22 protein-coding genes are annotated in these 23,922 nt (G+C 62.5%); 16 read left to right on the top strand and 6 right to left on the bottom strand.

Going from position 1 to position 23,922, the window contains the following annotated elements; translation table 11 throughout:
* Positions 1-27: 27 nt before the first annotated feature.
* The 6 genes from NKI69_RS19080 to mgrA all read left to right on the top strand — a co-directional run bounded on the left by NKI69_RS19080 (position 28) and on the right by mgrA (position 6,075).
* A complete protein-coding gene (locus NKI69_RS19080) occupies positions 28-915 on the top strand; it encodes a carbohydrate ABC transporter permease (RefSeq protein WP_352722340.1) in 888 nt (295 codons plus the stop codon).
* A 2-nt stretch (positions 916-917) separates the two neighbouring features.
* Positions 918-1,850: a carbohydrate ABC transporter permease gene (locus tag NKI69_RS19075; RefSeq protein ID WP_352722345.1), complete on the top strand. Its 933-nt coding sequence runs from the start codon at positions 918-920 to the stop codon at positions 1,848-1,850.
* 5 nt (positions 1,851-1,855) lie between these two features.
* Positions 1,856-2,953, top strand: coding sequence for an ABC transporter ATP-binding protein (locus NKI69_RS19070; RefSeq protein WP_023812494.1), 1,098 nt, complete (start codon positions 1,856-1,858; stop codon positions 2,951-2,953).
* 54 nt (positions 2,954-3,007) lie between these two features.
* The gene (locus tag NKI69_RS19065; RefSeq protein WP_128303236.1) at positions 3,008-3,754 is read left to right on the top strand and encodes a sugar phosphate isomerase/epimerase family protein; all 747 of its coding nucleotides are present in this window, start codon (positions 3,008-3,010) and stop codon (positions 3,752-3,754) included.
* 11 nt (positions 3,755-3,765) lie between these two features.
* Positions 3,766-4,908 carry a Gfo/Idh/MocA family protein gene (locus NKI69_RS19060; protein WP_023812496.1) on the top strand — a complete coding sequence of 381 codons (1,143 nt, stop codon included), beginning with the start codon at positions 3,766-3,768 and terminating at the stop codon, positions 4,906-4,908.
* 120 nt (positions 4,909-5,028) lie between these two features.
* The gene (mgrA, locus tag NKI69_RS19055; protein WP_023812497.1) at positions 5,029-6,075 is read left to right on the top strand and encodes an L-glyceraldehyde 3-phosphate reductase; all 1,047 of its coding nucleotides are present in this window, start codon (positions 5,029-5,031) and stop codon (positions 6,073-6,075) included.
* A gap of 71 nt (positions 6,076-6,146) precedes the next feature.
* Here the strand turns inward: mgrA and NKI69_RS19050 are convergent, their stop codons facing one another.
* Complete coding sequence (locus NKI69_RS19050) at positions 6,147-7,244, bottom strand: S1 family serine peptidase (protein ID WP_352722339.1); 1,098 nt, start codon at positions 7,242-7,244, stop codon at positions 6,147-6,149.
* A 397-nt stretch (positions 7,245-7,641) separates the two neighbouring features.
* On the opposite strand from NKI69_RS19050, the gene NKI69_RS19045 reads away from it, so the two are divergent.
* The gene (locus NKI69_RS19045; protein ID WP_352722338.1) at positions 7,642-8,736 is read left to right on the top strand and encodes a trypsin-like serine peptidase; all 1,095 of its coding nucleotides are present in this window, start codon (positions 7,642-7,644) and stop codon (positions 8,734-8,736) included.
* Between the two features lie 60 nt (positions 8,737-8,796).
* Here NKI69_RS19045 and NKI69_RS19040 read toward each other — a convergent pair whose 3' ends face one another.
* The 3 genes from NKI69_RS19040 to NKI69_RS19030 form a co-directional block, all read right to left on the bottom strand.
* Entirely contained in the window at positions 8,797-9,504 is a 708-nt protein-coding gene (locus NKI69_RS19040; protein ID WP_023812500.1) for a DUF4760 domain-containing protein, read from the bottom strand.
* Positions 9,501-9,881, bottom strand: a complete 381-nt coding sequence (locus NKI69_RS19035) for a hypothetical protein (RefSeq protein WP_031213534.1) — start codon at positions 9,879-9,881, stop codon at positions 9,501-9,503. The genes NKI69_RS19040 and NKI69_RS19035 overlap by 4 nt, the downstream gene beginning before the upstream one ends.
* A gap of 110 nt (positions 9,882-9,991) precedes the next feature.
* Complete coding sequence (locus NKI69_RS19030) at positions 9,992-12,187, bottom strand: caspase family protein (RefSeq protein WP_023812502.1); 2,196 nt, start codon at positions 12,185-12,187, stop codon at positions 9,992-9,994.
* A gap of 245 nt (positions 12,188-12,432) precedes the next feature.
* Between NKI69_RS19030 and NKI69_RS19025 the strand changes: the two genes are divergently transcribed.
* Positions 12,433-12,837 (top strand): Fur family transcriptional regulator, encoded by a 405-nt coding sequence (locus NKI69_RS19025; RefSeq protein ID WP_013529546.1) that lies wholly within the window; start codon positions 12,433-12,435, stop codon positions 12,835-12,837.
* 82 nt (positions 12,838-12,919) lie between these two features.
* On the opposite strand, the gene polA is transcribed toward NKI69_RS19025, so the two are convergent.
* A complete protein-coding gene (gene polA / locus NKI69_RS19020) occupies positions 12,920-15,871 on the bottom strand; it encodes a DNA polymerase I (RefSeq protein ID WP_023812503.1) in 2,952 nt (983 codons plus the stop codon).
* 416 nt (positions 15,872-16,287) lie between these two features.
* Between polA and NKI69_RS19015 the strand changes: the two genes are divergently transcribed.
* The 7 genes from NKI69_RS19015 (at position 16,288) to NKI69_RS18985 (ending at position 22,628) form a co-directional block, all read left to right on the top strand.
* The gene (locus NKI69_RS19015; RefSeq protein WP_352722337.1) at positions 16,288-17,673 is read left to right on the top strand and encodes a M20/M25/M40 family metallo-hydrolase; all 1,386 of its coding nucleotides are present in this window, start codon (positions 16,288-16,290) and stop codon (positions 17,671-17,673) included.
* Positions 17,674-17,797: 124 nt separating this feature from the next.
* On the top strand, positions 17,798-18,418 hold the full coding sequence (locus NKI69_RS19010; RefSeq protein ID WP_031213535.1) for a ribonuclease D: 621 nt from the start codon (positions 17,798-17,800) through the stop codon (positions 18,416-18,418).
* A gap of 104 nt (positions 18,419-18,522) precedes the next feature.
* Positions 18,523-18,726, top strand: a complete 204-nt coding sequence (locus tag NKI69_RS19005; protein ID WP_352722335.1) for a hypothetical protein — start codon at positions 18,523-18,525, stop codon at positions 18,724-18,726.
* A gap of 110 nt (positions 18,727-18,836) precedes the next feature.
* Positions 18,837-19,091 carry a GlsB/YeaQ/YmgE family stress response membrane protein gene (locus NKI69_RS19000; protein ID WP_013529551.1) on the top strand — a complete coding sequence of 85 codons (255 nt, stop codon included), beginning with the start codon at positions 18,837-18,839 and terminating at the stop codon, positions 19,089-19,091.
* Between the two features lie 25 nt (positions 19,092-19,116).
* The gene (locus NKI69_RS18995; protein WP_013529552.1) at positions 19,117-19,263 is read left to right on the top strand and encodes a hypothetical protein; all 147 of its coding nucleotides are present in this window, start codon (positions 19,117-19,119) and stop codon (positions 19,261-19,263) included.
* A gap of 18 nt (positions 19,264-19,281) precedes the next feature.
* Positions 19,282-20,196 (top strand): hypothetical protein, encoded by a 915-nt coding sequence (locus tag NKI69_RS18990; RefSeq protein WP_023812507.1) that lies wholly within the window; start codon positions 19,282-19,284, stop codon positions 20,194-20,196.
* A 170-nt stretch (positions 20,197-20,366) separates the two neighbouring features.
* The gene (locus NKI69_RS18985; protein WP_352722333.1) at positions 20,367-22,628 is read left to right on the top strand and encodes a transglycosylase domain-containing protein; all 2,262 of its coding nucleotides are present in this window, start codon (positions 20,367-20,369) and stop codon (positions 22,626-22,628) included.
* A 9-nt stretch (positions 22,629-22,637) separates the two neighbouring features.
* Here the strand turns inward: NKI69_RS18985 and NKI69_RS18980 are convergent, their stop codons facing one another.
* Positions 22,638-23,000 carry a nuclear transport factor 2 family protein gene (locus NKI69_RS18980; RefSeq protein ID WP_023812509.1) on the bottom strand — a complete coding sequence of 121 codons (363 nt, stop codon included), beginning with the start codon at positions 22,998-23,000 and terminating at the stop codon, positions 22,638-22,640.
* A gap of 164 nt (positions 23,001-23,164) precedes the next feature.
* Between NKI69_RS18980 and NKI69_RS18975 the strand changes: the two genes are divergently transcribed.
* Positions 23,165-23,917, top strand: coding sequence for an SDR family NAD(P)-dependent oxidoreductase (locus NKI69_RS18975; RefSeq protein WP_023812510.1), 753 nt, complete (start codon positions 23,165-23,167; stop codon positions 23,915-23,917).
* Positions 23,918-23,922: the final 5 nt, after the last annotated feature.

Here is a 23,922-nt window from a genome sequence, read left to right as displayed (position 1 = left end):
ACCGCCCTTACCCAGCCGGCTGACGAGATGAGCAAGAGCGAACGCCCCAACCTTCTGTTCCGCAACCTCAATGCGAAGGTCGCCTCGATCCCGATGATCCTCACCGCCATGGTGGTTTTCGTCGGCGGCACCGTTTGGACGGTGCTCTATTCCTTCACCAATTCGAAGCTCCTGCCGCGCCTGAATTTCGTCGGGCTCGACCAGTATTACCGGCTGTGGGCGGCGCCACGCTGGCTGATCTCGATCGAGAACCTGCTGATCTACGGCGCGATCTCGCTGGTGTTCTCGCTGGTCATCGGCTTCCTGCTTGCCGCACTTCTCGATCAGAAGATCCGCTTCGAGGACACGTTCCGCACCATCTTCCTCTATCCCTTCGCGCTCTCCTTCATCGTCACCGGCCTGGTCTGGCAGTGGCTGCTCAATCCGGATTTCGGCATCCAGCAGGTCGTGCGGGACTTAGGCTGGACGAGCTTCAGCTTCGATCCGCTCTATAATTCCAGCATCGTCATCTACGGCATATCGATCGCTGCGCTGTGGCAAGGCACCGGGCTCATCATGTGCCTGATGCTGGCCGGCCTGCGCGGTATCGACGAAGACATCTGGAAGGCGGCGCGCGTGGATGGGATCCCGATGTGGAAGACCTATCTGTTCATCGTCATCCCGATGATGCGGCCGGTCTTCATCACCACGCTCGTCATCATCGCTTCCGGCATCGTCAAGGTCTATGACCTGGTCGTGGCCCAGACCAGCGGCGGCCCGGGCATCGCCTCCGAAGTGCCGGCCAAATACGTCTACGACTATATGTTCTTCGCCCAGAACCTCGGCCAGGGTTTTGCTGCCTCGACCATGATGCTGCTCTCGGTGGTGATCGTCATCGTACCTTGGGCCTATCTCGAGTTCGGGCGACGCAAATGAGCATGGCAGACATCACCGCTCAAGCAAGCGTTGCCGCCGGCGCGCGCCAGGACATCGCCGGGCCCTACGGTCCAAAGCCGCGCCGCATGATCTCGCGCCGCAACGTCTTCCTCTACGGCACATTGTTCGTCATGGCGATCTACTACCTCTTGCCGCTCTATGTCATGATCGTCACCTCGCTCAAGGGCATGCCGGAGATCCGGCTCGGCAACATCTTCTCACCGCCGCTCGAGATCACCTTCGAGCCGTGGGTCAAGGCGTGGTCAACGGCCTGCACCGGCCTTAACTGCGACGGGCTCTCGCGCGGTTTCTGGAATTCGGTGCGGATCACCGTGCCGTCGGTGCTGCTGTCGATCGCCATCGCCTCGGTGAATGGTTATGCACTGGCCAATTGGCGCTTCAAGGGCGCCGACACGTTCTTCATCATCCTGATCGTCGGCGCCTTCATTCCCTACCAGGTGATGATCTATCCGATCGTCATCATCCTGCGCGAGATCGGCCTCTATGGCAGCCTCAGCGGGCTGGTGATCGTCCATTCCATTTTCGGCATGCCGATCCTGACGCTGCTGTTCCGCAATTATTTCGCTTCGATGCCGGAAGAGCTGTTCCGGGCGGCACGCGTCGACGGCGCCGGCTTCTGGGGCATCTTCCTGCGCATCATGCTGCCGATGTCGCTGCCGATCTTCGTCGTCGCCATCATCCTGCAGGTGACCGGCATCTGGAACGACTTCCTGTTCGGCGTCGTCTACACCCGCCCCGACACCTATCCGATGACGGTGCAGCTCAACAACATCGTCAATTCGGTGCAAGGCGTGAAGGAGTACAACGTCAACATGGCCGCAACCATCCTGACCGGGCTTGTGCCGCTCATCGTCTACTTCATTTCCGGCAAGCTTTTCGTACGCGGCATCGCCGCCGGCGCGGTGAAGGGGTGATGGCGATGACGGCAGCCAACGATACCAGCGTTTCGATCCAGGACCTGTCGCTGAATTTCGGCGCGGTGACCGTCCTGGAGACGCTCAATCTCGATGTCGCCGATGGCGAGTTCATCGTGCTGCTCGGGCCGTCCGGCTGCGGCAAGTCGACCTTGCTCAACTGCATTGCCGGCCTGCTCGATGTCTCCGAGGGCCGCATCTTCATCAAGGGCAAGAACGTCACCTGGGAAGAGCCCAAGGATCGCGGCATCGGCATGGTGTTCCAGTCCTATGCGCTCTATCCGCAAATGACGGTGGAGAAGAACCTGTCCTTCGGGCTGCGTGTCGCCGGCACGCCAAGAGAAGAGATCGCCAAGCGGATCGCGCGGGCGGCTGAAATCCTGCAGATCGAACCGCTGCTGCAACGCAAGCCGGCCGCCCTTTCCGGCGGCCAGCGCCAGCGCGTCGCCATCGGACGGGCGCTGGTGCGCGATGTCGATGTGTTTCTGTTCGACGAGCCGCTGTCCAATCTCGATGCCAAGCTGCGCGCCGAACTGCGCGTCGAGATCAAGCTGCTGCATCGCAAGCTGCAGAACACCATGATCTACGTCACCCACGACCAGATCGAGGCGATGACGCTGGCCGACCGTATCGCGGTGATGAAGGGCGGCGTCATCCAGCAGCTCGATGCGCCGCAGACCATCTACAACCGTCCGGTCAACCGCTTCGTCGCCGGCTTCCTCGGCTCGCCCGCAATGAACTTCGTCGATGGCCGTCTGGAAGACGCGGACGGCGGCTGGCGGTTCGCGGCCGAGGATATCAAGATCCCGCTCGGCACTTACGACTTTGCCAAGCCTCCGGCTCCAGGCCCCGTCACATTCGGTATCAGGCCCGAGCATGTCAGCCTGAACAGTGGCACCGGCTGGCCGTTCTCGATAGCCGCCAATGTCGAGGTGGTCGAGCCCATGGGCTCCGACACGCTGGTCTGGCTGAAGCTTGCCCAGCAGAATTTCAGCGTCCGGGTGACCTCGGAACGCACGCCCAAGAACGACGAGGCGGTGACGCTTGGCTTCGATCCGATGCGCGCCTCGCTTTTCGACACGGCAACCGGCACACGCATCTAGCTTTCCGAGAACCAACCTTCCAACGACAATCCCCAAGCGAAACGGACAGAGACGATGAATTGGTCATTCCAACTTTACAGCGCCCGCAATTTCCAACCCTGGGACGGTGTGCTCGCCACGCTCGGCAAGCTCGGCTACGCTCAGGTCGAAGGTTTTGGCGGCGTCTATGATGATCCCGAGGCATTCCGTGCCGAGCTCGACAAGAACGGGCTTGCCATGCCGACTGGGCATTTCTCGATCGACGCTCTCGAGAACGATTTCGACGGCGTGCGCAGAACCGCCGACGCACTCGGTATCACGCTGCTCATCTGCCCTTTCCTGATGCCCGACCAGCGGCCATCCGACGCCGCCGGCTGGAGCGGCTTTGGTGAGCGTCTGGCAAAGGTCGGCGACGCCGCGAAAAAGGCTGGCTACGGCTTTGCCTGGCACAACCATGATTTCGAGTTCAAGAAACTTGCCGACGGATCGGTGCCGCAGGACCACATCCTGTCATCCGCGCCCGATGTCAGCTGGGAGATGGACGTTGCCTGGGTGGTGCGCGGCGGCGATGATCCGTTGCCGTGGATCGAGAAACACGGCAAGCGCATCAGTGCCGTCCACGTCAAGGACATGGCCAAGCCCGGCGAGGGGCTGGATGAGGATGGCTGGTCGGATGTCGGCCATGGCACCATCGACTGGGCCGGTCTGATCAAGGTGCTGCGTGCCAAGAGTGCGGCCCAATACTACGTCATGGAACAGGACAACCCCAACGACATCGAGCGTTTCGCCCGCCGCTCCATCGCAGCCGCCAAAACCTATTAGGAGCAATCAGCATGGCAAAGAAACTTGGCATCGGCGTCATCGGCTGCGGCAACATCTCGAAAGCGTATTTTTCGCTGGCGCCGCTGTTTCGCGGCATCGAGATGCGTGCCTGCGCCGACATCAACATGGAGGCGGCCAGGGCTCGGGCGAAGGAGTTCAAGCTGCGCGCCGAGACCGTCGAAGACCTGCTCAGGGCCGACGACATCGACATCATCGTCAACCTGACCATCCCGGCGGTGCATTATGAGGTGTCGAAGCAGATACTCGACGCCGGCAAGCACGTTTATTCGGAAAAACCGTTCGTGCTGTCGGTCAAGGAAGGGCTCGACCTTAAGAAGCGGGCGCAGAAAAAGGGTCTTCGGATCGGCTCGGCGCCAGACACTTTCCTCGGCGGCGCGCACCAGCTGGTGCGCAACCTGATCGACACCGGCAAGCTTGGCAAGGTCACGAGTGGTACCTGTCATGTCATGGGCCACGGCATGGAGCATTGGCACCCCAATCCGGATTTCTTCTTCCAGCCGGGCGCCGGTCCCGTGCTCGATATCGGACCGTATTACATCACCAATCTGATCCAGCTGATCGGGCCGGTGAAGCAGGTCGCGGCCTTCGCGACGACGCCGGCCAAGGAGCGGACGATCAGTTCAAAGCCGCGCGCGGGTGAAAAGATACCGGTCAACACGCCGACGACCATCCATGGGCTGCTGGAGTTCGAGAACGGCGCCGTTATCACGCTCAACACCAGCTGGGACGTCTGGGCTCACGGCCACGCGCCGATGGAACTCTATGGCGAGACAGGCACGGTGTTCGTGCCGGATCCGAATTTCTTCGGCGGTGACGTTCGCTTCACCGACGCGGCCAAGCCGGTCAAGAAGCTGCCGAACTGGCCGCATCCGTTCGGCGTGCCCAACGAGATGCATTCGCAAGGCATGATGGCCAACTACCGCACATCAGGCCTCGCCGATATGGCGGTGGCAATCGCGGAAGGCCGGCCGCACCGCTGTTCGATGGAGCTGGCGCTGCACGCCGTCGACGTGATGACCGGGCTGTTGCGTTCCGGCGAAACCGGCAAGTTCGTCGCCATGCAGACCACCTGCGAACGGCCGGCGGCACTTGGCGTCAAGGAAGCCAAGGCGCTTTTGGCGAAGAAGAAATAGGCAGCACACCTCAACCCTCTCCCCGTTTCGACGGAGAGAGGGTAAGGGTGAGGGGCAGAGCCAACTCGCCGCGTTGTCGCGATGCAGCCGACCGGCTCGTTTCCATTTGAGGATTTTCCGATGCCCTACACGCCTGCCGAAAACCGCTATGAAAAGATGATCTACAACCGCTGTGGCCGCTCCGGCCTGAAGCTGCCGGCAATCTCGCTGGGGTTGTGGCATAATTTCGGCAACGACACGCCGCACAAGACCAAGCAGGCGATCGCGCGCAAGGCCTTCGACCTCGGCATCACGCATTTCGACCTCGCCAACAATTACGGTCCGCCGCCCGGTTCTGCCGAGACCGCTTTCGGCGAAATCCTGCGCACCGACTTCGCCGCCTACCGCGACGAACTGATCATCTCGACGAAGGCCGGCTACGAAATGTGGGCCGGCCCCTACGGCGAATGGGGCGGGCGCAAATACATTCTGGCCAGCCTCGACCAGAGCCTGAAGCGCATGGGGCTCGACTATGTCGATATCTTCTATTCGCACCGTTTCGACCCCGACACGCCGCTGGAAGAAACGATGGGTGCGCTCGACCATGCGGTGCGCTCGGGCAAGGCGCTCTATGCCGGCATCTCGTCCTACAATTCGCAGCGCACGCGCGAGGCCGCCGATATATTGAAGCAGCTTGGCACGCCTTGCGTCATCCACCAGCCGAGCTATTCGATGCTGAACCGCTGGGTGGAGGAAGACGGCCTGCTCGACACGCTCGAAGGGCTCGGTGTCGGCTCCATCGTGTTCTCGCCGCTGGCGCAAGGCATGCTGACCAACAAGTATCTCGGCGGCATTCCGGACGGCAGCCGCGCCTCCCAGGGCAAGTCGCTGAAGACAGCCTTCATCAACGACAAGACCATCGCCAACATAAAAGCGCTCGACGCCATCGCCAGCAAGCGCGGACAGACGCTGGCGCAGATGGCGCTGGCCTGGGTGCTGCGCAAGGGGAGGGTGACCTCGGCGCTGATCGGTGCCAGCCGGCCGGAGCAGGTCGAGGACTGCGTCGGCGCGCTCAAGGTGCTCGACTTCAGCGATGCCGAACTCGCCGAGATCGATACCTATGCCCGGGAGTCCGATATCAATCTGTGGGCAGCTTCGGCCGAGCGCAAAGGCCCGCCGCGAAAATAGACCACTCGAGCCGGCAAAATAAGAGCGGCGGCACTCCCGCCGTTTTTCATGGGAAGCCAAATGGCCGCGGTTCAGGGCGTTTTCGGCTTCTGCGCCGTGCCGAGTCCCGCCTTGGGTTTGGCAGGCGCCGGAGCAGAGCTTTTCATCTTCGCCTCGATCCAGCCGGTGTAGTTGACCAGCCGCGTGTAGATGCCGTAGGCGTCCTTGTGGCCGCAGGCAGCACTGCCGTCAGCCGGGCCTTCGCCCCAGCTGACGACGCCGATTTGGACCGGCCCGCCGGTGCCGGTCATGAACAACGGGCCGCCGCTGTCGCCATTGCAGGCATCGCGCACGCCGCTGGTGGTGCCGGCGCAGATCATGTTGCCGGTCAGCGGGTCGGTCATGTCGGCGGCGATCGCATTGGCGGCCGCGTCGATGCCTTTTTTCGAATAGCGCATACGGCGCGACAAATCGCCAAGTGCTGCCTTCAGATCATGTGCATAGATGGCCTTGATGGCGCTGTTGCAGGCCTGGTTCGGCTGCAGGTCGAGGTCGGCGACCATCAGCGTGGTCGGAAAGGTGCCGTCCTGCATCTTGCCCCAGCCGGTGACCGTCGTCTTGCCGGTCTCGGGCGTTGCGTCCTGGGCGACCTTGATGGCCGGAGCGTCGGCCGGTTCGGCAAGCCGAAGCAGCCCGAGGTCGTTGTCGAGGGTCTGCTCGCTGTAGCCTTCGTTGACGATGACCTCCACCACCTTGTGGCGCTTGCCTTCGCTGAGATCGGTTGCACCGGTCAGCACGGTGACGCTCTCGGGCGAAACCGGCTGGCCCTTGTCGTTGAGGCAGTGTGCTGCCGTCAGCACCCATTGCGGCGCGATCAGGCTGCCGCCGCAGAATTGGGCGTTGGCCTGCGATGCCGGATTCTCGTCCAGCCTGTCGGTGGTGAGCAGCGCGACCTGGAACGGGTAGACTCCCTTTTCGGCCTGGTTGCCGCCATAGACGCGGTCGGCCGCGTCGGGGTTCTCCGCCGCTGCAATCGCCCTGGCTTCCGTCACGCGCTTCATTGGCGAGACCGCTGCCTCCGGTCGGGCGACCGCTTCGTCGGCCTGGGTGAAATTGGCTGCCGCAAGGACGGCCGCGATGCCGAGCAGCGATGCGGCGGCGATCGGCCTGAACCGATGGATGATGTTCACCTGAAGCCCTCCTGAGACATGTACCCGAGCGGACCAGCCCCGGCACATGATCAACGAAACAAGCCTCAGCCTGGGGATCAGACCGCGCAGCACAGTTGTTGCGGCACGGCAGGAACACCAAGTCGGGCACCGCTTCGCGGATCGCGTTCCTGTGCAGACCTCGCTCAAAATCCTATAGCCCCCCACGGGCTATGTGGAAGCGATTTGTCATTCCAATGTTGTATTAATTTAGGCAATATATCCGCGCGAGTGCCTCTGGCGGGACCTCGACAGACTGTAGGGGTAATGATCAGGTCAGGCACCGGTAATCAAAAACTCCTTTTTTGGCCTCACCACGATCTCGACAATATTTCTGTATCTTGATCCAGTCCTTGCTGACTTTTGGGAGAGTCTCACCATGACAAAACTGACAAACGCACTTGTTGCGTCCACATTGCTTTCCACCGCAATGTGGGCGGTTCCAGCTTTCGCCGCCGATCCTGGCACCGCCAGTGCCGGCAATGGCGAAAGCGCGCGCGACGCGACTTCAGGCGACTACAAGCCCGGGCGGGCAAAGCCAATCGCGCCACCGAAGCTGACCGACGAAGACAGCCGCGCCGCGCCGCTTGCCGACGAGGCAACGGCTGTCAAATCCTACGGCATCGTCGGACGGTCCGCCGATGGCAAGGAGATCAAGATCGAGCCGAGCGAAGCGCTGCGGGAGCTTATCATCAAGGAACTGAACGCTCCGGCCACTGGAAAAGACGGGGCTGAGCGCAAGACCGAGGATCCGGACCTCGGCGAAGGCGAAGCCGGCCGCCAGGTTTTCGGCACCGACGATCGCGAGCAGGTCAAGAACACCAAGACCTATCCGTTCTCGGCAATAGGCTATCTCGAAGCCAAATCGCCGAAGACGGGCAGCTTCGGCAGCTGTTCGGCAACGCTGATCGGTCCGCGAACCGTACTCACCGCCGCGCACTGCCTCTACAGTCATGAGGACAAGGATTGGCTCTCCGACTACCTGTTCGTGCCGGGCCTTAACGGCAGCACGGCCGACGACGCACCGTTCGGCGCCTTCGCCTTCGAAAGCGCCTATGTGCTGCAAGGCTTCATCGACAACTACCAGGGCTATTACGGGTCGGTCCTGCTGTGGGATCTCGGCATCGTCACGCTGAAGCAGGATGTCGGCACCAATCTCGGCTGGCTGGGCTATGCCAACTATGAGGATCTCGGCGATTTCACCGCCAATCTCGTCGGCTATCCCGGCGACAAGCCGATGGGCACGATGTGGAAGGCAAACTGCGAAGTGCACGCCGAAAACATCGCGCCGGAATATTTCCAGTATGACTGCGATACGTTCCCAGGGTCGAGCGGGAGCTCGGTCTATGCTTACGACAACAAGGCCAAGCAGCGCATCGTCACCGGTGTCAACGTGGCGGAAAGCCCCGACGCGAACACCGCCGTGCGCCTGAACGCTGCCAACGTCCAGTGGATCAACAGCCTGTATAAGTAATCGCTGCGCATTCGCGATGGAGACAAAGGCGGCGGCGCAATCCCGCCGCCTTTTTCGCCGCTATTTGGCTGCGGATGCAGGCGGGCCGTTGCGCACATAGTTCTCGATTGCCGAAGCGAAAGTGGGAGAACCCGCCTTGCGCTGCTTGTCTATGTAGCCGGCAAAATAGCTCCAGAAAGAGACGGCATAGTCACGGAAATAAGCATCGGTCACTTTGCGCGAACACAAATCGCCGTCGATGCAGAAGGACAGCCGGTTGAGGAAATAGACGATGCGATCGAAATTCTCGCTGAAATCGGCGAGCGGCATGTCGCCGCCGGAGGCAGTCATCGCCTCGATGCCGATGCGTTGCCGGAACACCTGCTCCTCGGTCGGCGATGGGTTGGCGCTGAGCAGATTGTCATATTTGGCGTTGAGCGCCGTCAGACGATCTTTCAGCGCACGCTGCGCCTGCTGGTAGTCTTTGTTTTCCCAGAGCTCGACAAGCGACATGGTCTGCTCGACGCGCTTCTGCTCCTGGTTGGCCAGGAACTGGTAGACCGAGAACATCAGGGTGAAGATGATGGCGAGGCGCACGGCCATGCCCGACCAGGCATAAACCAGCATGCGCCAGTCGCGGTCGGTGAACGGGTTGCCCTCCTTCTTGATCTCGTGGCTGCTCGGCCACGGAAAGCCTTCCGTGGTTTCCGGCAAGGTCTGTTTCGCCGTTGGCGCCTTTGCAGGCGCGGCAGCCGCTGTTTGCCTGGTGTTGCCCGCCGGCTTCTTCATCCGCAGGTGTCCAGTTCGATGGTGGCGGAGGGATCCAATACGATGCCTGGCGCCTCCAGCTTCTTTTTCAGGCATTCCAGCTGCAGGCGCGAAATCATGAACTGGACATCAGGGTCCGCCGCACCCTTGTTCGGTGACGGCAAGGCTTCGACGACGCCGCGCGAGGCGCAGTTGCTGAGATCGACGACAACCGCGTCGCTGCCGCTTTTGGCGAACTGGTCGTACTGATCGAGAAAACACGTCGCCAGTTCCGAGTTGGTGACGATCTGCTTGACGCACAGGCCGCAGGCATCGTCCGCCGAAGCGTTGGCGATCAGCAGCAGGCCGCCGGCAAGGCCGGCTACCGTTCCACGCCAGGAAAACACAGAATTCTTCACAATCGATCCTATCCGTTTCATCCGGCCGTCATGCGTCAGCGGCCGGGAATGTTCTCATATCGCGCCGATCGCGCAAGAGCCGCCGCAGAGCCCTGCGCGCCGGCATCCGCTCAGGCGCGCGGCACCGTCTCCATCGGGAAGATCATCACCGCGCCCTTCGGGCCGCTCTTGTCGGCAAGCCGCATCACCGAGCGGGTTGCCGGCGCCATGCCGAGATCGGTCAGCATGTCGGAGAAGCCGGCAGAGTCCATTCCGCGTGTCGCCGAGGCGACGCCGTCCTGTGCCAGGAAGCTCAGATCCTGCTTCTCGCTCTCCGGCGGCGCCTCGGTCAAAACCGCGATCATCCGCTCCATGCCGAAACTGGTGTCGGTGAAAGCCAGCAGCCCCTCTTCGAGCATGGCTTGCGGGGCGAGGCGTTCGGCAACGATATGGGTGATCGAATAATCGCTGCCGACATAGAGCACATTGATGTCGACCAGCAGATCCGAACCGTTCTTGGCCAGCACATGCACTTCGTCGCCCGGCGAGACGCGCGGCACCACCGAGGCCTGCAGCGGTTCGAGGCCATTCTTGTCGCGGCGTTTGACCTGGAACTGGACGTCGACCTCGGGCTTGTAGTCTGAGGCCGCCGCCAGCCGCGAAAGCCCGGTGGCACGGAAGATGGTGCGCAGGTTCCTGGTCGTTGCATCGGCCAGTTTCTGGCGGTCGTGAATGATGATCAGCGGCGGTTTGCCGCCCTCCTTCAAGGTCACGTCGCCCGACGCCGGCAGGAACCACAGCGCCGGCTTAGCGGTCGCATCCTTGGCGGCGCCGGGAACGGCATTCTCGCGCATCACCGCGAGGCGGAGGTCGGCGCTCTTGCCGGGCTCGACCAGCTCGATGTTGAAGCCGGTCTCCCTGGCTATGGCCAGTTCGTCGAGAACCGCATTGACCAGAGCGGTTTCCTTCTCAAGTCCCTTGGCCGCGGCCGGCCGCGCCAAGACGAGCTTGTAGTCGACGGCGATCTCCGCCACCCGCGCATAGGAATTGGCGGGAATGTCGACGACTTTGAGCGCCGGCTTCTTGTCGAACTCGACCGGCTTGACGCGGCTTTCCAGGTTTTTTGCCGACTGCACTTCCAAAAATCCGACAGCGTCGGACAGCGGCGATAGCGCCGACGGCAGGATGGCGAGCTTGCTGCCGGGGGTGAGGCGGTGCAGCAGGCCGGCGCCGATCGTCGCTTCGCCGTCCTTGATGACGACAGGCCACTGCATGACCGCGTCGGTCTTGTCGGTGCCGAACACCCGCGCATCCAGTTCGCCCTCGAACAGCGGTGTCGGCCGGGTGCGGCTGTCGGCCGAATATTGCTGCAGCACGGCCTGGCCGAGCTGGCGATAGGTGACGTTGGGATTCTCGGCCAGTTTCGACAGGATGGTGAAGGTGAACAGGCCGAACCGCGGCGCATCCGCGATGCCCTTAGGCAGCGGCATTTCCGGTGTCGTCTCCACCGTCTGCGCGGCATAGAAGGCGACCAGTTTGCCCTTGGTGATCGGTTCGCCACCGGTCGGCGTCAGGGTGAAGGCGGGCTTGCGCGTGCCATTGTCGTCGACGCCGCGCGAGCCGGCGACCGAAATCACCTCGTCATAGGCCTTGATCGCGGCAGCCCGCTCGGCCTCGTTGCCGCCGACCAGGTCGGCGAACTCGACCTTGCGCTCCAACTCGTCATCGACCTCGACGGCGCGTGTCGCGGTGCCGGAATGGCAGCAGTCGAACACGACCCAGACGAAAGCGCCCTTGTCGCGAATGGCGTCGAGTGCCGCGCCGATCTCGTTGTCGATCAGCGCATTGGGCACGCCGGCATCGCGGTTGATCCATTTGCCGATATCGACGGGCAGGAAGATCTCGTCGAGCCCGTCGGTTTCGTCGCCCTTGACCATCTGCGGCTGCTGGGCGCCGTGACCGGACAGATGCAGATAGACGAAATCGTCGCGCTGAACCTTGGCGGCAAGGTCGGCCAATGCGGCCTTGATGGCCGCATGGGTCGGCAGGCCACTGGCGCCGGGGACATCCTTGGCGAGCAGCGTGACGTTCTCCGGCGCGAACCGCACCGGGTCGGGCACATTCTTCAGGAGATAGTCGCGGACGAGGGCTGCGTCGTTCTTCGGCCCGACCAGCCAATTCCTCTGCGGAAGGTTGGGATATTCGGTGCAGGCGACCAGCAGCGCATGATAGGTGCGCGATGCGGCCATGGTCCGGAACGACACCATGCCGGCCATGGTCAAAGCGGACGTGCCGACCAGCAGCGTCCGCCGCGTCAATTTGATCATGATTGCTTCCCCAAGCCCGACCGAAATTCCAAGCGCGGCAATCCTCGCTGAAGATATTGTCAGTATTTTGAACGTTACATCGCAGAGCAACCTGCCTGTTGCCCCGCTCCGATCGATGTTCTCGACCGCCTTGCGGGCAGAATGCTGGAAACAGTAGCAAAAATGCCTGTTCGTCGCTATCTGGATGGGTACATGGATAGTTTGTGCGCGGCGCAAGCGACGGAAGGCGAGTTGGAAACAGGATCATGGCGGCAAGGGATGTGCTGACGAAGAACCAGCTGTGCGTGCTCGAGAAACTCGAGACCGCCAGCGGACCGCTCAGTGCCTATACCTTGCTCGACCAACTGCGCGAGCGCGGTTTTCGCGCGCCTCTGCAGGTCTATCGAGCGCTCGACACGCTGGTGAAGTCAGGTTTCGTGCACCGGCTCGAAAGCATCAATTCTTTCGTCGCCTGCGCCGAGCCGCACGACCACAGCCATTCGATGACCGCCTTCGCGATATGCGACACATGTGGGCAGGTGACCGAAATGTCCGACCACGATGTCGGCCACAGCTTGGACGAATGGGTGCGCTCGACAGGCTTCGCCGCCAAGAAGGCGGTGATCGAGTTTCGCGGGACGTGTGCCAAGTGCCTGGCCGAAGCGGCTTGAGGCCCATCGCTTCGTCATCCTAGGGTCTACGCCGCGTCGCTTCGCTCCTTGCTTCGCCCTAGGATGACGAAGAGGCGGAGCGTCAATGCGCCTCGTCCCAGTTGTTGGCGGCGCGCGCATCGACATGCAGCGGCACCGACATCGATACCGCTGGCATCGCCGCGTTTTCCATGACGTGACGCACGACCGGGATCGTCGCCTCGACTTCCGCCTCGACGGTCTCGAAAATCAGTTCGTCATGCACCTGCAGCAGCATGCGTGCGGAAAGCCCTGCTTTTTCCAGCGCCTCCTCCATGCGGATCATGGCACGGCGGATGATATCGGCGGCGGTGCCTTGCAGGCGGGCGTTGATCGAGGCGCGTTCGTTGAAGGCGCGAAGCGAGGGGTTGGACGATCTTATGTCGGGGTAATGGATGCGACGGCCGAAGATCGTTTCGACAAAGCCATGCTCGCGGGCATAGGCCTTGGTCTCCTCGATGTAATCGCGGATGCCGGGGAAGCGCTCGAAATATTTCTTGATGTAGTTGCCGGCCTCCTCGCGCGGGATCGACAGCTGGTTGGCGAGACCAAAGGCCGAAATGCCGTAGATGATGCCGAAATTGATCGCCTTGGCGCGGCGACGGACTTCCGAAGGCATGCCCTCGACCGGCACGTTGAACATCTCAGACGCGGTGATGGCGTGGATATCGGCGCCGTCGGCGAAAGCCTGCCGCAATTGCGGGATCTCGGCGACATGGGCGAGCACCCGCAGTTCGATCTGGCTGTAGTCGGCCGAGACCAGCCGATGGCTCTTGTCGGTGATGAAGGCGGTCCTGATCTTGCGGCCTTCGGCGGTGCGCACCGGGATGTTCTGCAGGTTCGGATCGGAGGACGACAGGCGTCCCGTCGTCGTCGCGGCCAGCGCGTAGGAGGTGTGAACGCGCTTGGTGTCGGGGTGGATGAAGCCCGGCAGCGCATCGGTATAGGTCGATTTCAGCTTGGTCAGCTGGCGCCAGTCGACGATCTTGCGCGGCAGTTCGTGACCTTCGGCGGCGAGATCTTCGAGAAGCTGCGCCGAGGTCGACCACTGGCCGGTCTTGGTCTTGGAACCGCCGGGCAGGCCCATGCGTCCGAACAGGATGTCGCCAAGCTGTTTTGGCGAGCCGATGTTGATGCGCTCGCCGATGAGCTGGTAGATTTCCTCTTCGAGGCGAGCGGCGCCCTGGGCCAGTTCGCCCGAGAGCCGCGACAGGATCTGCCGGTCGACCGAGATGCCGCGCTGTTCCATGCGCGCCAGCACCGGCACCAGCGGCCGCTCCAGCCGCTCATAGACCGACACTAGGCCTTTGGCGGCAAGCCGCGGTTTCAGCACCAGCCAGAGCCGCAGCGTCATATCGGCGTCTTCGGCGGCATGAGCGGTCGCCTTGTCGATGTCGACCTGATCGAAACCGACGGAGCTTTTGCCGGAGCCGGTGACGTCCTTGAGCAGGAGAGGGGTATGACCCAGCCATTTCTCGGCTAGCGAGTCCAGGCCGTGACCATGGGGCGTGCCGGCATCGAGCACGTAGGAGATCAGCATGGTGTCGTCGAACGGTGCGACATCGATGCCGTAGCGGCTCATGATGACAAGATCGTATTTCAGGTTCTGCGCGATCTTGAGAACCGATCTGTCTTCGAGCAGCGGTTTCAGCACAGCCAGCGCCTCGCGAAGCGGTATCTGGTTTTCGAGCGCGCCACCACCGAGCAGGTCGCCATTGCCGCTCATGTGGGCAAAGGGGATATAGGCGGCGCGCCCGGGCGCCGTGGCGATGGCCATGCCGATCAGTTCGGCCTGCATCGGATCAGCCGATGTTGCCCTGACATCGAAGGCGGTGATGCCGGCCTCTCGCGCCTCGGCGACCCAGGCTTTCAGGGCCGAGATATCGCGGATGCAGTGATAGGCCGAAGTGTCGATCTTGCCGGTGGCCGCGCGCTCCAGCCTTAGTGCCGCGAGCAGGGAAGGGGTATCGCCTTGTTTTGACGTCTCCGCCGTCCCGCCGGCTTCGTCCGATCCAGTGCCGGACGCGTTTCGGGCAACCGGCGGCAAACCGGCCCCAACATCCGGGCCATGGGCATGGTCGGCGCGTTCGACGGTGACCGCGACGGCCTGGACATCGCCGGCCTCGGTGCTGGTCGCCTCCGCGACACGGCGGGTCAGTGACGTGAATTCCATGGTCTTCAAGAAACCGATCAGCTTCGGGCCGTCCGGCGCGTGCAGGACGAAATCGTCCAGTCCCTCGGCGACCGGCACATCGTTCATCAGCGTCACCAGCTGACGCGAAATGCGCGCCTTGTCGGCGTTGGCGATGATCGATTCGCGCCTCTTGTCCTGCTTGATCTCGCCGGCCCGGGCCAGCAGCGTGTCGAGGTCACCGAACTGTTCGAGCAGTTGCGCCGCCGTCTTCGGCCCTATGCCGGGCACACCAGGCACATTGTCGACCGAATCGCCGGTCAGTGCCTGCAGATCGACCATCTTCTCCGGCGGCACGCCCCATTTTTCGATGACTTCCGGAATGCCGATCTGGCGGTCCTTCATCGGGTCGTACATGGCGACCGTGTCGCCGACCAGCTGCATCAGATCCTTGTCGGAGGAGATGATGGTGGTGTCGCCGCCAGCTTCGCAGGCCAGCCTCGCATAGGTGGCGATCAGATCGTCGGCCTCGTAGCCTTCGATCTCGACGCAGGGCAGGTTGAACGCCCTGGTCGCCTGGCGGATCAGGCCGAATTGCGGGATCAAATCTTCCGGCGGTGCCGAGCGGTTGGCCTTGTATTCGGGGTAGAGGTCGTTGCGGAAGGTTTTCGACGAATAGTCGAAAATGACGGCGAAATGCGTTGGCACAATGCCTACATCGGTGTTGCGGGCGTCGAGCATCAGCTTCCACAGCATGTTGCAGAAGCCGGAAACGGCGCCCACCGGCAGGCCGTCGGATTTGCGGGTCAGCGGCGGCAGCGCGTGATAGGCACGGAAGATGTAGCCGGAGCCGTCGACAAGGAAGAGATGATCGCCTTTTTTCATGTCGGCAGGGATAGCGCGGCGCGGCGGCTTGGTCCATGCCAAAAGGCAGCCTCGACTATCGGTTCCGGCAACACCCTGACAGATCGCCGTCACCCCGCTCACGCCTATGTTACAAAACTGTAATTTTCGTGCCCTTGAATCGCCACGTTCAGAGACCCAAATACACGTCATCGGCAGTTTTCGCCGAGTCCGGAGCAAGGCCCGTCCCCCGCCTATCCCGGACACCTGCGGCAGCCTATCCCCCCTCTCCGGGCTGCCGCATCGTTTCGAGTAGAAGGCCGCCGTGGTTCCCCCTCCACCACGGCGGTCTTTTTTATCCCAGACAGACGTTTGCAGCCCGTGGTCCAATGATCGCGGGCTTTTCGTTTTGCTGTCCTGCCTTTACGGTTCGGGTTCTGAATCGAAAGGCTTCACATATGTCCGCAGTTTCCCCCGTCCTCGACCGTCTCGACAAGAATCTCGACCAGAGCCTCGAACGCCTGTTCGGCCTGCTCAGGATCAAGTCGATCTCCACCGATCCGGCCTATGCCGCCGACTGCCGCAAGGCGGCGGAATGGCTCGTGGCGGAGCTCAAGCTGATCGGCTTCGATGCCAGTGTGCGCGACACGCCCGGACACCCGATGGTGGTCGCCCATCACGATGGCCCGGCCGGTTCGCCGCATGTGCTGTTTTACGGCCATTATGACGTGCAGCCGGTCGATCCGATCGAATTGTGGGAAAGCGACCCGTTCGCCCCCGCGGTCAAGGAGGTCGGCCCGGATCACAAGGTGATCACCGGACGCGGCTCGGCCGACGACAAGGGCCAGCTGATGACCTTCGTCGAGGCCTGCCGCGCCTGGAAGCAGGTGCACGGCAATTTGCCTTGCCGCATCACCATCCTGTTCGAGGGCGAAGAGGAATCCGGCTCGCCCTCGTTGAAGCCGTTCCTCGAAACCAATGCCGACGAACTCAAGGCCGATTTCGCGCTGGTCTGCGATACCGGCATGTGGGACCGCGACACGCCGTCGATCTGCGTCGGGCTGCGCGGGCTGGTCGGTGAGGAGATCACGGTGAAGGCGGCCGATCGCGACCTGCATTCGGGCCTCTATGGGGGTGCCGCCGCCAACCCGATCCGCATCCTGGCCAAGGTGCTGGCCGATATCCACGACAAGGACGGTCACATCACCATTCCCGGCTTCTATGACGGCGTCGAGGAAACGCCGTCGCAGATCCTGAAATCTTGGGAGACGCTGGGCGAGACCGCCGAGACGTTCCTGGGACCGGTCGGCCTGTCGATCCCGTCGGGCGAAAAGGGCCGCTCCGTGCTGGAGTTGACCTGGGCGCGGCCGACGGCCGAGTTCAACGGCATCATCGGCGGCTACACCGGCAAGGGCTTCAAAACGGTGATCGCGGCGGAAGCCTCGGCGAAGGTGTCGTTTCGCCTCGTCCACAAGCAGGATCCCAAGAAAATCCGCGCCGCGTTCCAGAAGTTCGTCAAGGAGCGGATTCCGGCCGACTGCTCGGTCGAATTCCATCCGCATGGCGGCTCGCCGGCAATCCAGCTTTCCTACGACTCGCCCTTCCTGGCCAAGGCCAAGGATGCGCTGTCCGACGAATGGCCGAAGCCGGCGGTGACGACGGGCAGCGGCGGGTCGATCCCGGTGGTCGGCGACTTCCAGACCTATCTCGGCATGGAATCGCTGCTGGTCGGGTTCGGCCTCGACGACGACCGCATCCACTCGCCCAACGAGAAATACGAGCTCAGCTCCTTCCACAAGGGCCAGCGCTCCTGGGCGCGGATTCTCGATGCGCTGACCCGCTGACGCGGCGTGAAAATCAACTTTCAGTTGATTTTTCAGCGGAACGCGGCGAGGACGGGCCACAAGACAAAGCGCTACAGCGTCCCTTGCGGGTCAAGGGACGCGCAAGGCTCGACCGGAGAAGACAATGGCCGATATCCGTTTCCACAAGCATGATCTGCCCGACCTCTCGCACTACAATGTCGGGGCAGTGGCCATCGACACCGAAACGCTGGGGCTCAATCCGCATCGCGACCGGCTGTGCGTGGTGCAGATTTCGCCTGGCGACGGCACGGCCGATGTGATCCAGATCGCGCCCGGCCAGAAGAAGGCGCCGAACCTCGTCAGCCTGCTGCGGAACCGCGGCGTAACCAAGCTGTTCCACTACGGACGCTTCGACCTTGCCGTGCTCTACAATGCGTTCGGCGTCATGCCCGAGCCGGTGTTCTGCACCAAGATCGCCTCGCGGCTGACCCGCACCTACACCGACCGCCACGGGCTGAAGGACATCTGCTTCGAGCTTCTTGGCGTCGGCCTCTCCAAGGCGCAGCAATCGTCGGACTGGGCGGCCGAGACGCTGTCGCCCGAACAGCTCGAATATGCAGCTTCCGATGTGCTCTATCTGCACCGGTTGCGCGATGTGCTTGCCGGACGGCTGGCGCGCGATGGGCGGATCAAGGAAGCCGATGCCTGCTTCCGCTTCCTGCCGACGCGTGCCAAGCTTGACCTGATGGGCTGGGACGAAGAGGATATCTTTGCCCACAGCTGACGGCCGTCCGGCCAACACATCGCGCGGCCGGTACCGGCTGGAACTGGATGCGGGCCGCGGCGTTCTGTCGGCTCAGTTTGTCGGTGCAATTGGGGGATGATGACATGGCGGACAGAAAGCCGATTGCGACCGCGCCGACAGACGGCTCCAAGATCTCCGTGACCTGGAAGGACAGCGACGGCGTGATCAACGAATCCATCGCGCAATATCGCGACGACGGCTGGTGGGTCTATATCGACAGTCACACGCGAAAGAAGGTCGAGCCGACCAGTTGGCGCCCTGCCGCAAGCGACGATGACGATCAATGATGGCGCCGCTGGTGAGGCCGGCCGCTTTCGAATAGCCTGAAGCTCTTGATATCGAGGCCGATTCGGAGCTTTCCGTTCCGCCGTCGTCCTCTTGCTCGGAGGAACTCTCTATGGGTGTCGAAAGCCTGCTCGTCTTCATCATCATCGGTGCCATCGCCGGCTGGCTCGCCGGTCTTATCGTTTCCGGCTTCGGCTTCGGTCTGATCGGCAACATCATTGTCGGTATCGTCGGCGCGTTCATCGCTGGCTGGCTGTTCCCGAGGATCGGATTTTCCATCGGCGGCGGCACTCTCGCCGCGATCATCCATGCCACAATCGGCGCCATCATCCTGCTGGTGCTGGTCAAGGTCCTGAAACGAGCCTGAAGCTCGACAACGCAAAGAGCGCGCCATGAAACAGAATACGCTCTATCTCGTCATTGGCGCGCTCGTCGTCGTGGTCATTGCGCTCGGCATCTACGTCTATCGCGAGCAGACCAAACCCAAAGGCGTCGAACTCAAGATCGACGACAAGGGCATTTCGATCCAGCAGAACTAAGCCATGCGGGAGCGCGACATGGTTGCTTCTGACGCCCCGGAAGGCGTCGATCAGCCTGGGATTACCGTGGCGGAATGGGAGAGGCTGAACAGGCCGCCGAGGCGCGAGGCGCTGTTGCGCTATCATTGGCGGGTGTTTCGCTTCCTGAGAGCGTCCGCGCCGGTCAGCGAATTGCAGGGGCAAGAGCAGGTATTCCGTGATGCGGTCGTCGCCACCGTGGCCTTCAACCGGCCAGACGTGATCGAATGGCAGATCCACCTGGTGCGCCGATACCTTGCCGAGCACGAGAGCTACATCGTCTTCGACAACAGCAAGAAGGACGAGGCGAGGCAAGCAATCCGCGATCTCTGCCGTCGTCAGCATGTCCCCTATGTGGCATTGCCGAGGAACAGGCTGGTCGTCAGCAGATCGCACGGCCAAGCGCTCAACTGGATCGTGCGGAATTTCTTGCCTGGGTTCGGGCCGAAGCTGTTCGGCTTCATCGATCATGACATCTTTCCGACTGAACCATTTTCGATCCGCGCCCGGATGGAGGACAAAAGCCTCTACGGCAGCGTGCGGCGCGATACGCCGACGCCAGGGGGCTGGTTCCTGTGGCCCGGCTTCTGTTTTTTCGATGGAAGCCTGTTGCGGCGGCGGCTGGATTTCGCCCCGAGCTACAAGTTTCATATGGATTCCGGCGGCGGCAACTGGCCGGTGCTCTACAGGTCGATCGATCCGGCGCTGGTTCGGTTCGCTGAAAACAAATCGCTTCGCTTCGGCGCTGGACATGATCAATCCGAGGATTTTTTCATGGTGGTCGATGGCTGGCTGCACGTGACGAACGCCTCAAACTGGAGACGACAGCAGCTTGACAGGGGCGAACACATTCTCGCGCTGTTGCGGCAAGCCGGCGGTCCCGACCAGCCGGATGTGAAGTTCGAGCCCATCTGAACGAGACACCGAACAGCGTGGTGGCAGTGACCTGCAAAGAGCAGACGCTGGCCTTTTTGGCTGCCCAACCCCCAAGGCCGGCATTCGAACACGACTTAACCCGCCCTTAAATCGCCGCATCTACTCTTCAACCCGAACGCCATAGGCATCGGGGATATCAAGCACAGCGCATGGCGAACCGCAGAGACAGTCGCATCGAACCCAGTTTCGAGGGGCCGCCGCAGGCGCGGTCCTCGGCGGGTCTTTCGGTGAACGAGGAGGATCGCGTCGTGCCGAGCAATCGCAAAGTCTCCGCAAAACGCAAGCCGGCCAAAGGGAAATCGTCGCGGGCCAAGCGCGGCAGAAGCCGGCGCGGCCTGTTCGGTGTGCTCGGCCGGCTGTTCTACTGGTGCTTCGTGTTCGCCATCTGGGGCGGCATCGCGGGGGCCGGCATCGTCATCTACTATGGCGCCAAGATGCCGGCGGCGACGACCTGGTCGATCCCCGACCGCGCCCCCAACATCAAGATCGTCTCTGCCGACGGCCAATTGCTCGCCAATCGCGGCATGAGCGGTGGCGAGGCCGTCGGCCTGCATGAAATGTCGCCCTATATCCCGGAAGCCGTGATCGCCATCGAAGATCGGCGCTTCTACTCGCATTTCGGCATCGACCCGATCGGGCTTTCTCGCGCCATGGTCACCAATGTGCTTGGCGGGCATTTCTCGCAGGGTGGCTCGACGCTGACCCAGCAATTGGCGAAGAACCTGTTCCTGACACCCGACCGCACGCTGGAGCGCAAGGTGCAGGAGGTGCTGCTGGCGCTGTGGCTGGAGCACAAGCACACCAAGGACCAGATCCTCGAAATGTACCTCAACCGGGTCTATTTCGGTTCCGGCGCCTATGGCGTCGAGGCCGCCTCGCGCCGCTATTTCGGCAAGAGCGCGCGTGACGTCACCCTGTCGGAAGCCGCATTGCTTGCCGGCCTGTTGAAGGCGCCGTCGCGGCTGTCGCCGGCACGCGATCCGAAGGCCGCCGAGGAACGCTCGCAACTGGTGCTTGCCGCCATGCGCGACGAGGGAAAGATCAGCGCCAAGGAACTGACCTCGGCAATGAGCGCGCCGGCAACGCGTGCGCCGTCCTACTGGACCGGCTCGGAGAATTACGTCGCCGACACCATCATGGAAGAATTGCCCGACCTGATCGGCGACGTGCGCGGCGACATCGTCATCGACAGCACCGTCGACCTGAACCTGCAAAAGCTCGCCGAACAGTCGATCCGCAGGCTGATCGACGACAGCGGCAAGAAGCTCAACGTCAGCCAGGGCGCCCTGGTGTCGATCGACGATTCCGGCGCGGTGCGCGCCATGGTCGGCGGCTACGACTATTCGACGAGCCAGTTCGACCGTGCTTCGGAGGCACGTCGCCAGCCGGGCTCGGCGTTCAAGCCGTTCGTCTATATGGCCGCGCTCGAAGCCGGTCGCACGCCCGACAGCATCCGCAACGATGCGCCGATCAAGATCGGCAATTGGACACCCGACAATTACGGCGGCAAGTATTTCGGCAAGGTGACGCTGGCCACCGCGCTGGCCAAGTCTCTGAACTCGGTGGCCGCGCAGCTGACCATGGAGGTCGGGCCGAACGCGGTAGTCGAGGCGGCCCACCGCATGGGCATCCAGTCCGACCTGATAGCCAACACCTCGATCGCGCTCGGCACTTCGGAAGTGACGCCGCTGGAGCTGACCTCGGCCTATGTCCCATTCGCCAATGGCGGCTACAAGCCCGACATCCACTTCATCCGGCGCGTGACGACCACCGAGGGCAAAGTGCTTTACGACAGCGGCGGCGGCAGCGCGCCGCGCGTCGTCAAGCCTGAGATCGTGGGCATGATGAACTCGATGATGACGGGCACGGTTGAGATCGGCACTGCCCGGAAAGCGGCTTTCGCCTGGCCATCGGCCGGCAAGACCGGCACCAGTCAGAATTCGCGCGACGCCTGGTTCGTCGGCTACACCGCCAACCTCACCACCGGTGTGTGGTTCGGCAATGATGATGGCAGCCCGATGAAGAAGGTCACCGGCGGCGCACTGCCGGCGCAGGCCTGGCACGAGTTCATGGTTGCGGCCCACGAGGGTGTGCCGGTGCGGCCGCTGCCCGGCACCTGGAAATCGACGCCGGCCGACACAATCGTCCCCGACGAGATCCCCTCGGCGAACAACACGGCGCCGGTTCCGTCAACGTCGGTCGGCCAGCAGGCTCCGGCGCGGCCAGCAGCGCCGGTTGCCCAAGCGCCGTCCCGCGCGGCCCGTCCCGCCCAAACCGTCGATGCCGATGGCCTTTCCATGCCAGAGGATGACGGCGCCACCGCATCGATCAAGCACCCGGTGCCGCCAGGTGACGTCGGCGGTCCGCGCAAAAAGCGGCAGACCTCGATCCTCGACCTCCTTGGCGGCTGATCCGATCCGCTAATTCCGTGGTTTGGCGTTGCCCAATTTCTTGCTGTCAAAGGTCAGTTTGTCGCTGTGAATCTTGCCATCGCGGACGGTAAGGTGCTTGGCGCAGGAAAGCGCGCCGGACGACTTTGTCATCAAGTCATACATCAGCAGCGCCTGGTGATCGTCGCCGAAAGCAGCGATCATGCGCACACCGGTCACATCCTGTGAAAGTTTGGTCAGGCCCTTCAGGTAGGGGGCCTTGCCGGTCGATTGCTGCATCGGCCCATCAAAAACGACGTCGTCGGCGACATAGGATGCTGCCTTTTCGAGGTCGTGGCCTGTCCACGCCTTGGTGAAGGCCGTGGCGATGTCGAGGGGTGCTGTCTGTGTCATGGCTCTGTCCGATTGATTTGATGTGAAACCCCGCACCCTTGTCCTGCACTCCCGAACCAACGGCGAGTTGGCTTCCCGGTTCCTCCTTTGACGTGAATGGTGACATTTCGGCCTCTCGCCACCTCGGCGGCGTTCGGCTACATCTGCCGGCCGGAGACCTTGAAATGACTGAACTCGACACCAGAAAGACCATCGTGCTGACCGGCGCCAGCCGCGGCATCGGCCACGCCACCGTCAAGCGTTTTTCGCGCGAGGGCTGGCGCGTCATCACCTGCTCCAGGCAGGCTTTCGCCGAGGATTGCCCGTGGCCGGCCGGGCCGGAAGACCACATCAAGGTCGATCTCGCCGATCAGGAGGATGTCGGCATCGCCGTCTCCGAAATCCGCCACCGGCTGGAAGCGCATGGCGGCCAGTTGCATGCACTGGTCAACAATGCCGGCATTTCGCCGAAGCTCAAGGACGGCAACAGCCGCATGGATTCAATCGACACGCCGATGCATGTCTGGCGCGACGTGTTCCAGGTCAATTTCTTCGCGCCGATCATGCTGGCGCGCGGCCTGTTCAAGGAACTGGCGGCGGCCAAGGGCTCGATCGTCAACGTAACCTCGATCGCCGGAACCCGCGTGCATCCCTTCGCCGGCACGGCCTACGCCACATCGAAAGCGGCACTCGGCTCGCTGACGCGCGAGATGGCACATGATTTCGGCCCGCACGGCATCCGCGTCAATGCCATTGCGCCCGGCGAGATCGACACCGCGATCCTGTCGCCGGGCACTGACAAGATCGTCGAGACCATTCCTCTCAGGCGCCTTGGCACCACGGCGGAAGTCGCCGACATCATCTTCTTCCTGTGTTCGCAGCAGGCGTCCTACGTGACCGGCTCGGAAATCCACATCAATGGCGGTCAGCACGTGTGACAAAA

Origin of the sequence: Mesorhizobium sp. M0491 (assembly GCF_040321265.1) — a bacterium.
In the GTDB taxonomy this organism is placed as follows: domain Bacteria; phylum Pseudomonadota; class Alphaproteobacteria; order Rhizobiales; family Rhizobiaceae; genus Mesorhizobium.
Note: the sequence above shows the minus strand (reverse complement) of the source record. Positions and strands in the feature narration are given on the sequence as shown.

Bases quoted from the DNA above. Each gene is read 5' to 3' on its own strand.
- polA (WP_023812503.1), bottom strand. From the start codon at position 15,871: ATGAAAAAAGGCGATCATCTCTTCCTTGTCGACGGCTCCGGCTACATC.
- NKI69_RS19070 (WP_023812494.1), top strand. From the start codon at position 1,856: ATGACGGCAGCCAACGATACCAGCGTTTCGATCCAGGACCTGTCGCTG.
- NKI69_RS19015 (WP_352722337.1), top strand. From the start codon at position 16,288: ATGTCCGCAGTTTCCCCCGTCCTCGACCGTCTCGACAAGAATCTCGAC.
- NKI69_RS18985 (WP_352722333.1), top strand. From the start codon at position 20,367: ATGGCGAACCGCAGAGACAGTCGCATCGAACCCAGTTTCGAGGGGCCG.
- NKI69_RS19045 (WP_352722338.1), top strand. From the start codon at position 7,642: ATGACAAAACTGACAAACGCACTTGTTGCGTCCACATTGCTTTCCACC.
- NKI69_RS18980 (WP_023812509.1), bottom strand. From the start codon at position 23,000: ATGACACAGACAGCACCCCTCGACATCGCCACGGCCTTCACCAAGGCG.
- NKI69_RS19065 (WP_128303236.1), top strand. From the start codon at position 3,008: ATGAATTGGTCATTCCAACTTTACAGCGCCCGCAATTTCCAACCCTGG.
- NKI69_RS18990 (WP_023812507.1), top strand. From the start codon at position 19,282: ATGGTTGCTTCTGACGCCCCGGAAGGCGTCGATCAGCCTGGGATTACC.
- NKI69_RS19025 (WP_013529546.1), top strand. From the start codon at position 12,433: ATGGCGGCAAGGGATGTGCTGACGAAGAACCAGCTGTGCGTGCTCGAG.
- NKI69_RS18975 (WP_023812510.1), top strand. From the start codon at position 23,165: ATGACTGAACTCGACACCAGAAAGACCATCGTGCTGACCGGCGCCAGC.
- NKI69_RS19010 (WP_031213535.1), top strand. From the start codon at position 17,798: ATGGCCGATATCCGTTTCCACAAGCATGATCTGCCCGACCTCTCGCAC.
- NKI69_RS19000 (WP_013529551.1), top strand. From the start codon at position 18,837: ATGGGTGTCGAAAGCCTGCTCGTCTTCATCATCATCGGTGCCATCGCC.
- NKI69_RS19075 (WP_352722345.1), top strand. From the start codon at position 918: ATGGCAGACATCACCGCTCAAGCAAGCGTTGCCGCCGGCGCGCGCCAG.
- NKI69_RS19040 (WP_023812500.1), bottom strand. From the start codon at position 9,504: ATGAAGAAGCCGGCGGGCAACACCAGGCAAACAGCGGCTGCCGCGCCT.
- NKI69_RS19005 (WP_352722335.1), top strand. From the start codon at position 18,523: ATGGCGGACAGAAAGCCGATTGCGACCGCGCCGACAGACGGCTCCAAG.
- NKI69_RS18995 (WP_013529552.1), top strand. From the start codon at position 19,117: ATGAAACAGAATACGCTCTATCTCGTCATTGGCGCGCTCGTCGTCGTG.
- NKI69_RS19080 (WP_352722340.1), top strand. From the start codon at position 28: ATGAGCAAGAGCGAACGCCCCAACCTTCTGTTCCGCAACCTCAATGCG.
- mgrA (WP_023812497.1), top strand. From the start codon at position 5,029: ATGCCCTACACGCCTGCCGAAAACCGCTATGAAAAGATGATCTACAAC.
- NKI69_RS19030 (WP_023812502.1), bottom strand. From the start codon at position 12,187: ATGATCAAATTGACGCGGCGGACGCTGCTGGTCGGCACGTCCGCTTTG.
- NKI69_RS19060 (WP_023812496.1), top strand. From the start codon at position 3,766: ATGGCAAAGAAACTTGGCATCGGCGTCATCGGCTGCGGCAACATCTCG.